This window comes from Sorangium sp. So ce131, from assembly GCF_051519095.1.
GTDB lineage: Bacteria > Myxococcota_A > Polyangia > Polyangiales > Polyangiaceae > Sorangium.
In genome coordinates this window covers 6,061,263-6,072,891 of sequence record NZ_CP150455.1, presented here as the reverse complement: position 1 = coordinate 6,072,891, position 11,629 = coordinate 6,061,263, and the positions used below count along the sequence as shown (strand labels likewise).

Annotated in this window: 9 protein-coding genes; 7 read left to right on the top strand and 2 right to left on the bottom strand. The window is 75.3% G+C overall.

What is annotated here, in order from left to right; genetic code table 11:
- Positions 1 to 232: 232 nt before the first annotated feature.
- Positions 233 to 1,405, bottom strand: a complete 1,173-nt coding sequence (locus tag WMF43_RS22020; RefSeq protein WP_437683066.1) for a hypothetical protein — start codon at positions 1,403 to 1,405, stop codon at positions 233 to 235.
- A 686-nt stretch (positions 1,406 to 2,091) separates the two neighbouring features.
- On the opposite strand from WMF43_RS22020, the gene WMF43_RS22015 reads away from it, so the two are divergent.
- The 6 genes from WMF43_RS22015 (at position 2,092) to WMF43_RS21990 (ending at position 8,916) form a co-directional block, all read left to right on the top strand.
- Positions 2,092 to 4,524, top strand: coding sequence for a hypothetical protein (locus WMF43_RS22015; protein ID WP_437683065.1), 2,433 nt, complete (start codon positions 2,092 to 2,094; stop codon positions 4,522 to 4,524).
- Positions 4,521 to 4,868, top strand: coding sequence for a DnaJ domain-containing protein (locus tag WMF43_RS22010; RefSeq protein ID WP_437683063.1), 348 nt, complete (start codon positions 4,521 to 4,523; stop codon positions 4,866 to 4,868). The genes WMF43_RS22015 and WMF43_RS22010 overlap by 4 nt, the downstream gene beginning before the upstream one ends.
- A complete protein-coding gene (locus WMF43_RS22005; RefSeq protein WP_437683061.1) occupies positions 4,868 to 5,599 on the top strand; it encodes a nucleotide exchange factor GrpE in 732 nt (243 codons plus the stop codon). The genes WMF43_RS22010 and WMF43_RS22005 overlap by 1 nt, the downstream gene beginning before the upstream one ends.
- On the top strand, positions 5,596 to 7,335 hold the full coding sequence (locus tag WMF43_RS22000; RefSeq protein ID WP_437683060.1) for an Hsp70 family protein: 1,740 nt from the start codon (positions 5,596 to 5,598) through the stop codon (positions 7,333 to 7,335). Before WMF43_RS22005 ends, WMF43_RS22000 begins: the two co-directional genes overlap by 4 nt.
- A 572-nt stretch (positions 7,336 to 7,907) precedes the next feature.
- Positions 7,908 to 8,243 carry a hypothetical protein gene (locus WMF43_RS21995; protein ID WP_437683058.1) on the top strand — a complete coding sequence of 112 codons (336 nt, stop codon included), beginning with the start codon at positions 7,908 to 7,910 and terminating at the stop codon, positions 8,241 to 8,243.
- Positions 8,224 to 8,916, top strand: a complete 693-nt coding sequence (locus WMF43_RS21990; RefSeq protein WP_437683056.1) for a nucleotidyl transferase AbiEii/AbiGii toxin family protein — start codon at positions 8,224 to 8,226, stop codon at positions 8,914 to 8,916. Before WMF43_RS21995 ends, WMF43_RS21990 begins: the two co-directional genes overlap by 20 nt.
- Before the next feature lie 82 nt (positions 8,917 to 8,998).
- Here WMF43_RS21990 and WMF43_RS21985 read toward each other — a convergent pair whose 3' ends face one another.
- The gene (locus WMF43_RS21985) at positions 8,999 to 9,628 is read right to left on the bottom strand and encodes a hypothetical protein (protein ID WP_437683054.1); all 630 of its coding nucleotides are present in this window, start codon (positions 9,626 to 9,628) and stop codon (positions 8,999 to 9,001) included.
- A gap of 322 nt (positions 9,629 to 9,950) precedes the next feature.
- On the opposite strand from WMF43_RS21985, the gene WMF43_RS21980 reads away from it, so the two are divergent.
- A complete protein-coding gene (locus WMF43_RS21980; RefSeq protein ID WP_437683053.1) occupies positions 9,951 to 11,579 on the top strand; it encodes a protein kinase domain-containing protein in 1,629 nt (542 codons plus the stop codon).
- The last annotated feature ends 50 nt before the right edge of the window (positions 11,580 to 11,629 follow it).

Here is an 11,629-nt window from a genome sequence, read left to right as displayed (position 1 = left end):
GCCCCGTCGTGAGGCCCGTCCCAGCGCGGATCGTGCGTGCGTCGGGCAGACCGGCGGAGGCGTCCGCAGCCTCGATCGACGTGCTCGACGTGCGACGAGGTCGTGTTCGGCCTCCGCCGCCTGCCCCTGGACCCGCGCTGTTCAGGGGGTGCGACGGATGCGTTCAGGTACTCCAAGGGGGAGGCCGGCGCAAAGGGTTTGCCGGCCTCGAGCGGCGGGGAGCCGCGGGGGTTCAGGGAGAACCGACGGCGCACGCGGCGCGGGTGGTCGCGCCGGGGCGGACCTCGCCGTCACAGGCGGCCGTGCGCACCGGGGCCCCCTTGCGGTCGAGCACCTCGATCGAGGCGCTGTACACGCCGGGGGCGAGCGGGGACACGAACGCGCGCTCGCCGCACGGCACGGGGCCGACCAGGAGCTGCTCCGCCTCGGGCTGCTGGTCGGCGGGCGCCACCTTCGCGAAGTAGGCCGACGCCCCGTCCCCGCAGGCGAGGTCCTCCTCGGCGACCAGCGCGTCGAGGTCGATCTCCAGCGCGCCGGTCGCGGAGAGCGGATCGCAGACGGCCGCCGCCGTGACGCCCTCGTCCGCCAGCGCGACGCAGGTCGACCCGAACGCCACCGCGCCGGCGGCGTCCCGGGCCTCGAGGCGGAAGGTGTACGCTCCTCCAGGGGGGACGCCGAGGTCGTCCAGGTTGTACCCGGGCGTCTGCGCGGGCGGACACGTGATCCCGAGCACGGGCGCCAGCGCGTCGTCCTCGGGGAGGATGTCGAACGACGCGACGGTGCCGCCGTCGGCCTCGCAGCGCAGCGCGCCGAGCGCGTGTGTCGGGTCGAGCTCGATGGCCGTGGGCTGGGGTTCGGTGTCGACGGTCAGGGGAACGCAGCCCCGGAAGACGACGTTGACGCCCTTCCGCGCGACGATGCCGTCCTCGTCGGGGCCGGAGCACGCCCACGTCCACCGCGGGTCGACGGCATCCCGCCCGGCGAGCATCTCGCGGCTGCCGGACGTCTCGCCGCCGCGCGGGGTGAGCTCCTCGGCGAAGAGGCCGTAGCCGTCGATCTCGGCGCGGTACGAGCGGCCCTCGACGATGTCGGTGAACGTCACGCGCGAGGAGCAGGGGATCGGCGGGGAGGAGGCGAGGGGGATCGGGCCGCCCTCCGCGCTCTCGTCCGTGAGCGTGGCGACGTAGCTGCGGATGGCGCCCTCCTCGTTCGAGCACCGCACGTCGCCGAGGAAGGCGGCCGGGTCGATGGTGAGGGACATCCGGACCTGCTGGTCGTTCTCGTTGTTGCCGCTCGTGCAGGCGCAGGCGGCGAGCGCGACGGCGGCGAGCGCCAGGGCGCGGCCTGCCGACCGGGCGGGCGGGGACAGCGCACCTCCGCGATCCGCAGCGAACAAGGTCGTCATACCAGCACGAGCTCGGCCCATCGGCATCGGCAGGGGCACTAGTCCAAGCCGGGGAGCGGCGCTACCCGAAAGGCGGAGGCGGCGGCGGCGGCGGGGCGAGCGCGGGGACGGTGTGCGCGGCGCCGGCGGGTGGGTCCGCGCGGCGGGGGCGGGCGGGCGCTGGCCAACCGGCAAGACTGGGACGAAGGAGCTTGCGCTGGGAACACCGCCCGGCATGTCTCCCTTCGGGCCTCGCCCGCTGGGACGTTTCGTCGCGCGCCACACGAGGCGCGCCTGGGACCTCGAGCCCACGGATGCCTTATGGCACCTCGGTCGGTGCTCGGCGCGCCCGCCCACCCCCGCCGCGCGGACCCACCCGCCGGCGCGGAACGGTCGCGGTCGGACGAGCGGCGCGACGCGCGCCCTGCGGATGAGCTCATGCGCGGTGTCGACGCCACCTCCCGAGTTGCAGCCCGGCAGCTCGCCAGCGGATGACATGGCGGAGGTCCGTACTTGCATTGTGCCCAGAGCCCGATGTTTGCAATCCGTGGCGAGCGGCCGAGGGGATTTTGTGCCGTGAGCGCCATTGCGATTGGTTGTTGATGATTGTCAGGGAAACGGCTTGTTGAAGCGTGTATTTTAAGGCCGGAATTCGTCTCCAACTCGCTTCCTTCAAACAACATGGTTGACTATAACCCCCCTCGCTTATGGGGAAACGCAGCAGGCGTGAACGACGCGAGCGGCAGGCCCAGCGCGCGATCGCGGCGCATGATCCAGCAGCGATACGGGCGCTCGCCGACAGGAGCCCGGAGCTCGCGGCGCAGCAGCTCACCGCCGCGCTCGGCGCGATGGCGCCGGAGGACGCGGGGAGCGCGGTCGTCGAGAGCGCCGTTGCGCTGGCTGGCCGGCTCCGGCGGTCGGGGCAGCTCCGGGCCGCCCGGCGCCTCGCGGCGGCCGGGGCCGGCCGGAGCGCGCGGCTCCGCGTCGAGCAGGCGCTCGCCGCCTTCGCGCTCGGGGACGACGCCGAGGCGGCACAGCTCGCCTCGGGCGACCCCGAGGTCCAGGCCGTGGTGGGCCCGCTGGTCGAGGCTGCGCGCGGCGTCGCGCCGGATCCAGTACGGATCGCGCCGCGCGCCGGCCTGCGCGCGCTGCACGCCGCCGCGGCGGCGGTGGCGGCCGCCGTGCGCGGCGAGCTCGCGTCGGGGCGGGCGCTGCTGAAGCGCGTCGCGCCGGGCCAGCGGAAGGCGGTGCTCGCCGCCGAGATCAGGGCGGCCATCGACGTGCAGGATGGCTCCGCCGGCAGGCCGCTCTCCGCCGCGCTGCCGCTGCTCGCGGGCTCCTCCGCCCTCCGCGCCGTGGCGGGGGCGCACGAGGCGCTTGTCCTCGCCGCCAGCGAGACGAACGCCGACCTCGCGCTGGACCTCGGGCGCCGCTTGCAGCTCGACGACCGCGCCCTGCAGCTCGCCCGCGCGCGGGCCGCGGCGCGGGCGCTCGCGGTGCAGGCGCCGCCGGCGCGCGCGAGCGGGGCAGGGGAGCGGGCCGCGCTGGGCGTGGCGCAGCGGTTCGGCGCCGACGTGTTCGACGAGAACGACCGCGCGACCGCCTGCCTCTACGAGGGCTTCGCGTGCCTCACGGCCGAGCCGGAGCGGGCCGCGCGGGCCTTCGATCGGGCGATCGGCCTCGGGGGCGACCTCATCGAGGCGCTGCGCGGCAAGCTGAAGCTCGCCGTCCTTCAGGCGGGCGCCGTCTGCGCCGAGTGCGGCGTGCGCCACGGAGATCGGGGCGCAGAGGCCGCGGCGACCGCCGATCACCTCGCCCGCGCGCTCTCCCGCGCGCCCGCGGCGGCGCCGCTCGCGGCGGCCGCCGCCTTGATCGCGGCCGAGGCCTGGGGCGCCGAGGGCGACCTGAAGGCCGCCCGCGCCTCGCTCGCGGTGGGGCGGGCGAAGGCCTCGGGGGCCCTCGCCCGCGACGCCGACCTGATCGAGGCGCGCCTGCTCGCGGAGGCACAACCCGAGCGCGCCCTCGAGCTGATCGACAAGGTGCTCGCCGACCGCCCCGAGGACGTCGACGCATGGCGGCTGAAGATCGCGCTCGCGGAGCGGCGCGGCGGGCGCGAGGGCGCGGACGCCGCGATCGTGCAGGCGGCCGAGGCGACGCGGGACCCGGCGCTCGCGGCCGAGGCGCGCGAGGCCCGCGGGCGGCGCATGGACCTCGCACCGTTCGCCGAGCTCGCCCCCTCCGCGGCCACGGCGGGCGCGCTCGCCGCCGAGCTGCGCCGCGCCGCGCGCGCCGCGCGCAGCCAGGTCGGCGCGATCGAGCCGCGGGCCGCGGCGCTCCGCGAGGCCCTCGACCCCGCCGCGCAGCTCGCCTTCGACGCCGCGTGCGTCTCGCTCGCGGCGGACCTCGACGGGAGCGCGGCGGGCCGCGCGCGGCTCGTCGAGGCCGTGCGCGCGTGGTGGTCGTCGCCCCCCGCGCTCATGAAGCTCGCCGCGGCGTCCTGGCTCCTCGGCGTCGCGGACGCGCTCGTCGAGGCGGCGCAGCAGGCGCGCGGCGGCGCGGGGGCCGCGGGGGCGCTCGCCGCGCTCGCGGAGGCCGCGCTCGCGGCGGGCGACGTGCCCGTCGCGGAGCGCCTGATCGCGCTGGGCGCGGCGGCGTGGCCGCACAGCGAGCTCGCCCGCCTGCGCGGCCTGCTCGCGGCGCTCCGGCGGCGCGAGCGGCGCCCGTCGCGCCGCGGGCTCGGCTGGCTCGACGTCCTGGACGAGCCGCTGCCCGGGCTGAAGGCGCCGCGCCCCGACGCCGCCGCGGAGGAGCTCGACGCGCAGCTCGCGCCCGAGTTCAGCCTCCTCGAAGAAGCGGAGGGCGCACCCGGCGCGAGCGCGGACGGCGGCGACGACGATCTGCGCGAAGCCAGCGCGCTGCTCGGGCTGCTCTCGTTCCTCGGTATCCCGCCCGGCGCGCTCGATCGGCTCACCGCCGACGAGCGCCGGTCGATCGAGGCGCGCGCGCGCAAGATCCTGGAGGCGGGGCCGTCGGCGCGGTCGGCGCGCGAGCTGGAGCAGCTGATCGAGCGCCTGCTCGGCGACGCCGAGATCCCGTTCCCCTCCGGCCCGAGCCGGGGGCGCCCGCGGAGGAGCGCATGAGCGTGCTCGATCTCTTCCTCGCGGCCTACGACACGCTGGGCGTGCGGCCGGAAGACGGCGCCGCGAGCATCAAGCGCGCGTACCGGCGCGAGGTGATCGCCCACCCGCCGGACCTCGATCCCGAGGGCTTCCGGCGGGTGCGCGAGGCGTACGAGCTGCTCTCGGATCCCGGCCGCCGCGCGCGGGATCTCCTGCTCCGGCCGGCGCCGGCCGTGTCCCCGCCGTCGCTCCCGGCGCCCCCGGAGCCGCTGCCGCCGGGCGCGCTCGCGCTGGTGGTGCTCCGCGCCCTCGCGTCCCAGCTCGACGTCGACGCGCTCTGCGCCCCCCAGGAAAGGAAGACGTGATGATGGAAGAGACCCCCTCCGGCGCGCCCCCCGAGGACATCGGCGCGCGCCTCGCCGAGCTCGTCCGGGAGGTGCGCCGCCAGGGGCGCGCGGCCGTCGCGGCGCAGGCCGCGGCGGAGTCGTGCCTCGAGCAGGTGACGGCGCTCGCGCGCGCGGCGGAGCAAGGGCGCGCGGCCGAGGGCGCGCGCGGCGCGGGCGGCACGCGCGGCAGCACGTCGACAGACGCCGCGCCGCGGCCTGCCGAGGAGCTCTCCTGGCTGGGCGTGATCCTGCCGGTCGCGGACGCGCTCGACCGCGCGGTCGCGCAGGCGTCGGCCATGGTCGAGCGGCGCGCGCGGGCCGAGCGGGCCGGCTTCTGGCCATTTCGCCGGCGCGCGGAGCCGGATCCGGAGCTCGGCGCCCTCGCCGAGGGCCTGCGCGTGCTGCGGGCGCAGCTCGTCGCCGCGCTCGAGGGCTGCGGCGTGACCGTCGATCGGCGCGTCGGCGTCGCCGTGGATCCGGAGGTGCATCGCGTCGTCGAGGTGAGGCCGCCAGAGGGCGCGGAGCCCGAAGGGGTGGTCGTGGACGTGATCCGGCCCGGTTACGCCGCGCGCGGCCGGCTCGTGCGCGAGGCCGACGTCGTCGCCACGGGCGCGCCGCCCGCCGCGGGGCCGGGGTGGAGGGCGCCGCATCTCCTCGAGAGCACAGCGGATTTTGAGGACACGGGCCGACGCGGCGACGGAGGAACATGACGGACATCGCAGGGATCGATCTCGGCACCACGAACTCGCTCATCGGCGCGGTGCGCGACGGGAAGGCGGCGCTCTTCGCGGACGCGACCGGGGCCGAGCTCATGCCGTCGGCGGTCGGCGCGCTGCCGGGCGGCGAGATCCTGGTCGGGCGCGCCGCGAAGAACCGGCGCGTGCTCGACCCCGAGGGCACGGTGCTGTCGATCAAGCGGCAGATGGGGACGGACGTGCGGCGGCGCGTCGGCGGGCGGGAGCTCAGCCCACCCCAGATCTCGGCGCTCATCCTGGGCGCCTTGCTGGATCGCGCGGGCGCCGCGCTGGGGGAGCGGCCCCGGCGCGCGGTGATCACGGTGCCCGCGTACTTCAACGACGCCCAGCGCCAGGCGACGCGCGACGCGGGCCAGCTCGCGGGGCTCACGGTGGAGCGCCTCGTGAACGAGCCGACCGCGGCGGCGCTGACGTACCAGTCGGGGGCCGAGCAGCTCGTCCTCGTGTACGACCTCGGCGGCGGCACCTTCGACGTCTCGATCCTGGAGCACGACGAGGGCTTGCTCGAGGTGCGCACGAGCCGCGGCGACACGCGGCTCGGGGGCGACGACATCGACCGCGCGATCACGTCGATCGTGCTCGGGCGCCTCGGGCCTTCGCGGGCGCAGGTCGAGGCCGACGCGCGGGCGATGACGCGCCTGCTCGAGGCGGTCGAGCGCGCGAAGATCGCCCTGTCGGACCGGGAGGAGGTGCGGCTCTTCGATCCGTTCCTGACCGGCGAGGGCGCGGGCGCCGCGCACCTCGACATGCCGCTCTCGCGGGAGGACGTGGAGGCCGCGGCGCGGCCCTTCGTCGAGCGGACGCTCGCGTGCATCGACGCGGCGCTGCGCGACGCGAGGCTCCGCCCAGCGCAGCTCGACCGCGTGCTGCTCGTGGGCGGATCGAGCAAGATGCCGCTCGTCCGGAGGATGGTCTCGGAGCACCTCGGGCGGCCGGCGCAGCTCGATCTCGACGCGGACCGGGCCGTCGCGCTCGGCGCGTCGCTGCTCGCGGGGCGGATCGCGGGCGAGCGCATCGCCGAGGTGCTGGTCGACATCACGCCGCACACGCTGAGCGTCGGCGTGCTCCCCCCGCACGAGGAGCCGGAGAGCCTCGACGATCTCGACGCCGCGCCGGTGATCCCGCGGGGCACCGTGGTCCCGGTGGAGCGCACGACCACGGTGTTCACGACGCACGAGGATCAGGAGGTGGCGAGCCTGCCGATCGCCCAGGGCGAGCACCACCGGCTCGGCATGAACACGCAGCTCGGCGAGCTCCGGGTGGGGCCGCTCCCGCCGAGCCCTGTGCAGTCGCCGGTCGAGGTGACCTTCCGGCTCGACCTCTCGGGCGTGCTCCACGTCGCGGCGACGCACCTGCCGTCCGGCACGAGCGCCGCCGTGGAGATCGCGAACAGCCCTTACCAGCTGACGGCGTTCCGCCGCGCGGCCGATCAGGCCGAGATCGAGGCGCTGCGCGCGGCGGCGGCGGGCGAGGGCGGGCCGGACGACGGGGCCACCGAGAGCGATCTCTCGCTGGCCAAGGCGATGCTGGCGCGCGCGGAGCGGGCGCTCGGGCGGCCCGGCGGCGACGCCGCGGCGCTCGCGCGGGTGCGGGAGGCGGCGGCGGCGTTGACCGAGGCGGTCGAGCGGCGGGCGCCGGGCGTGGCGGCGCTCACGGACGAGCTGTCGGACGTGCTGCTCGACCTCGTGTGACGTGGCGCCGCCGGGGGGCCGGGCGGGGCCCCGGTCGTTGCAAGGCTTGATGCAAGCGTTGCGGCGGGCGACTCGGGAGGCGAGTGGGCCGTTTCAAGCGTTGCGGCGGGCGATTCGGGAGGCGAGAGGGCCGTTTCAAGCGTTGCGGCGGGCGACTCGGAGGGCGAGAGGGCCGTTTCAAGCGTTGCGGCGGGCGACTCGGGAGGCGAGTGGGTCGTTTCAAGCGTTGAGATGGGCGCCTCGGAGGGGCGGCGGTGCCGTGCATCGCCTTGCCGCGGGTGCCTCGGGCAGAAGTCCTGGCGAACAGGGCGGGGATGCACGTGCCGACGGGGGCAGGGGGGGTTGCTCGTCCAAGCCCGCTGGACGCTCCGGGAACCCACCGGGGCTCTTCCCTCGGCAACCCGGTCCAGCCGCGTCTTGCCTGAGGGAACGCCGCCGCTCCGCTGGCTTTCTTGGTCGCGAGGAGACAAGGTGGACGCGATGCCGTTCCCAGGCTCCGGAGGGATTCTCGGAGCTGCGCCGGAGCCTCCGGCACCTGCCCTCCAGTGCCGCAGGAGCGGCTCAGCCCTCCCATGCCAGCGGATCTCTCGAACCCCGAGGTAGCGGTCCCGCTCTCGTCCGATCTGGATGACGAGAACGCCATCCCTTATTTCCTGTGGGACGATCCCATGCCGGTCAGCGAGGTCCGCCGCCGGCTCGCGACGGCGTCTCCGCAGGAGCGCGATCGCCTCCTCGGGAAGATCCTGCGCGAAGCGCGCGACCCGGACGTCTGGCGCTTCACCAGCCCCGAGGAGGTGGCCGCGCGCTTCAGCTCCCTCTCCCGGCAGCTCGGCCGGAGGCGGGCTTTCTGGGAGTTTCTGCTCAATCGATGGCACAAGGAGGGGCTGCTTGAGCACCGGCCAGCTTAGCCCGTTGCAGGCGGAGATCCTCGCGGGCTTCTTCCGGCGTGAGCAGCGCTTCTTCCTGACGGGGGGCGCGGCGTTGGCGGGTTTCTATCTCCGGCATCGGCGCACGGCGGATCTGGACCTGTTCACCACCGAGGAAGCGCTCGGCGCATCGGGTGGTCTCGACGCCGGCGATCTCGCCTTGAATGCGGCTGCCCAGGAGAGCGGCGCCACGATCGAGAACATCCAGACCTCGCCCGAGTTCCGCCGGAGGCTGGTGAAGCGAGGCGGTGACCGGGTGGTCGTCGACTTGGTCCTCGATCGCGCTGTCCAGGTGTACCCGAACAAGCCGTTCATCGGTGACGTTCGGGTGGACGTCCCGGAGGAGATCCTCGCCAACAAGCTCTGTACGCTCCTGTCGCGCTCGGAGCCCCGCGATCTTGTCGATGTCTATGCGCTCCATCGAAACGGCTTGAGCGTGGAGGCCGCGTTGCCGCTCGCTGCACGGAAGGACGGCGGGCTGACCCCGGCGAGCCTTGCCTGGGTGCTTTCGCAGATCGAGATCGCGGACGACGCACGTGTCCCTGGCGGCGTTGTACCCGCCGACCTCCGGGCTTTCGTGGAGGAGCTGATCTCCCTGTTCGCGCGCTTGGCTCATCCTGGACAGAAGACCGCTCAGAGAGACAACGATCCGTGAGCTCGGCAAAGGCCAACCGGATCGCACGCTCAACGCTCCGGGCATGCTGTGCACCGCGTCGGGCGCTTCACCGAAGCGACGCCTAGCCGTCGCTGCTACCCGGCGCGCCGCCACCGCCGCCACCGCCGTCGCCGCCGGCACCACCACCGCCGTCACCGCCGCTGTTGGCGGCACCACCGCCGCCGCCCTCGCCGCCCCCCTGTGAGCTGCCCGGTTCGGGCGGCTGGACGACGAACGTGCAGGCATCGAGCGCATGCGCTCGCTTCCTGATCACGTAGCAAGGCGTGATCCCGAGATCCTCACCGGCCGCGAGCGGCGCGGCGGAGCACTCGGCCATCGAGGCGACCCCGGCGCTGGCGCAGTCGCGCGTCGCGCGGACCGCGGCGACGCAGGCCTCGACCTGCTCGTTCGTCGGGTCGCTCGCGGCGTGCTTCACGCCCTCGTCGAAGTCGACGGCGTGCTCGATGCCGTGCAGGCACTGGTCCCAGTAGAACTCGGAGCAGGACTTCACCTGCGCCTCGTCGAGGTCGCAGGCGGCCGCGGCCTCGCACCGCGCCTGCTCGATCTGCCGGCAGGCGTCGACGCCGACGGCGTCGGTGCCGCAGCTCTGCGCGGCGAGGCTTGCGGCGCCGAGGCCGAGCAGCCCGGCCGCGGCCCAGGAGGCGGAGCTCCGCCTCACGGCGGAGAGGACGGCGAGCGCGTGCGAACCCACACGGCGGAGCTACCACGCGGCCGCCGGGGGCGTCGAGTTTTCAGCCGCGCCCGACCCCAGGAGGAGCGGCGAATCACCGCGTCGCGCGGCCGCAGCACGCGACGGATCGCGTCCATGACGCAAGCGGGCGGAGGCTGCCGTCGCGGGGCGCCGGACGGCGCGCTCCACGCGGGAGCGCGCCGTCCGGCGCCCGCTGCGCTCGCGGCGGTCTCGACGCGGCGCCCGCTGCCCTCGAGGCGTCCGACGCCGCCCACCCTCCAGCGCAAAGGGTGACCGGCTCCGGCCCGGTCCGATCTATCCTCTCGTGGCCCGATCATCTTCGATGGCCCCGCCGACCCTCGCACCGTTCACGCCCGACGCGCTGTTCCACGGGCGATACCGCGTCGTCCGCAGCATCAAGGCGGGGGGCATGGGCGCGGTGTACGAGGTCGTGGACGAGGTCACGGACCGCCGCCGCGCGCTCAAGGTGATGCTCCCGGGATCCATCCAGGACCCCGCGATGCGCGCCCGGTTCACCCAGGAGGCGAAGATCACCGGCGGGATCGAGAGCGACCACATCGTCCCGGTCTCGGACGCCGGCATCGACGCCGACTCCGGCATGCCCTTCCTCGTCATGGACCTCCTCCAGGGCGAGGAGCTCGGGGGGCTCTCGGCGCGCCGCGGCCCGCTGCCGGCGGGGGAGGTGGTGCTCTACCTGTCCCAGGTCGCGCGCGCGCTCGACAAGACCCACGCGGCGGGCATCGTCCACCGGGACCTCAAGCCGGAGAACCTGTTCGTGACGAGGCGCGACGACGGCTCGCCGTGCGTCAAGATCCTCGACTTCGGCCTGGCGAAGATCGCGGCGCACAGCAGCATGGCGGAGCGCACGGCGCTGGTCGGCACGCCGCTCTACATGGCCCCCGAGCAGATCCGCGGCGACGGCGCGATCGGGCCGAAGGCCGACATCCACGCGCTCGGCCACGTCGCGTTCACGCTGCTCGTGGGCAGCGCCTACTGGCTGACCGAGGCGAGGGTCTCGCCGTCGATCTTCGCGCTGCTCCAGCGCATGACCGGCGGCCTGCCCGAGCCGCCGAGCGCGCGCGCCGCGCGGCGGCGCGGCGTCAAGCTGCCGCCCGCCTTCGACGCCTGGTTCCAGCAGGCGACGGCGCTCGATCCGAAGGACCGGTTCGAGCGCGCGACCACCGCGGTCTCCCTGATGACCGAGGCCCTCGGCGCCGCCGCCCCGTCGACGCCCCCGCCGGCGCCCGGCCCCTCGAGCATCCCTCCGCCCTCGTCGCGCCGCGGGATCGATCTCGACGAGCGGCCTCGCCGCGCCCCCACACCTCCGGACGGCGGGACGAAGGCCGCGGACGGCGGGACGAAGGCCGGGGACGGCGCGCCGAGGCCAGGGGACGCCGGGCCGAAGGCCGGGGACGGCGCGCCGAGGCCCGGGGACGCCGGGCCGAAGGCCGCGGACGCCGCGCCGAAGACCGCAGAGGCGGGGCATCGCAACGACGACCTGGCCGCGGTCGTTCACGAGGAGCGGCTCCGGGCGTTCCTGAAGAAGGAGGTCCAGCGCGCCAAGGAGCAGGGCACCCAGCGGCTGTCCTTGCTGCTGATCGGCGTGGAGGGCCTCCAGGGCATCGAGGAGAAGCACGGTCGGGCGCGGGTCGACCGCATCCTCGGCGACCTCGCGCGGGTCGTCCGGATCTACGTGCCGGAGGGCGGGCTGCTCGGGCGTTACCGCCGCGACATCCTCGCCATCGTCTGCCCCGGGATCGGCCGGACGCGCGCGTCCGCGTTCGCGAAGGTGCTGGGCGAGAAGGTGCGCCAGCACCGCGCCCGGCGCATCCCGTCGATGCCCTTCCGGATGAACATCCGCATCGGCGTCGCGCGCCTCGAGAAGGACGACGCGTCGGCGCACGACCTGCTCGAGCGCGCGACGCGGGAGCTGCTCGAGCGGGGCGAGTGAGCGCCGCCTCGATTTCTTGGACGATCCCCGCGGAGCGGCGAACATGGGGC

What these genes read in the sequence shown, in the direction of transcription:
- WMF43_RS22015 (WP_437683065.1), top strand. Translation starts at nt 2,092, where the DNA reads ATGGGGAAACGCAGCAGGCGTGAACGACGCGAGCGGCAGGCCCAGCGC.
- WMF43_RS22005 (WP_437683061.1), top strand. Translation starts at nt 4,868, where the DNA reads ATGATGGAAGAGACCCCCTCCGGCGCGCCCCCCGAGGACATCGGCGCG.
- WMF43_RS21995 (WP_437683058.1), top strand. Translation starts at nt 7,908, where the DNA reads ATGCCAGCGGATCTCTCGAACCCCGAGGTAGCGGTCCCGCTCTCGTCC.
- WMF43_RS22000 (WP_437683060.1), top strand. Translation starts at nt 5,596, where the DNA reads ATGACGGACATCGCAGGGATCGATCTCGGCACCACGAACTCGCTCATC.
- WMF43_RS22010 (WP_437683063.1), top strand. Translation starts at nt 4,521, where the DNA reads ATGAGCGTGCTCGATCTCTTCCTCGCGGCCTACGACACGCTGGGCGTG.
- WMF43_RS21980 (WP_437683053.1), top strand. Translation starts at nt 9,951, where the DNA reads ATGGCCCCGCCGACCCTCGCACCGTTCACGCCCGACGCGCTGTTCCAC.
- WMF43_RS22020 (WP_437683066.1), bottom strand. Translation starts at nt 1,405, where the DNA reads ATGACGACCTTGTTCGCTGCGGATCGCGGAGGTGCGCTGTCCCCGCCC.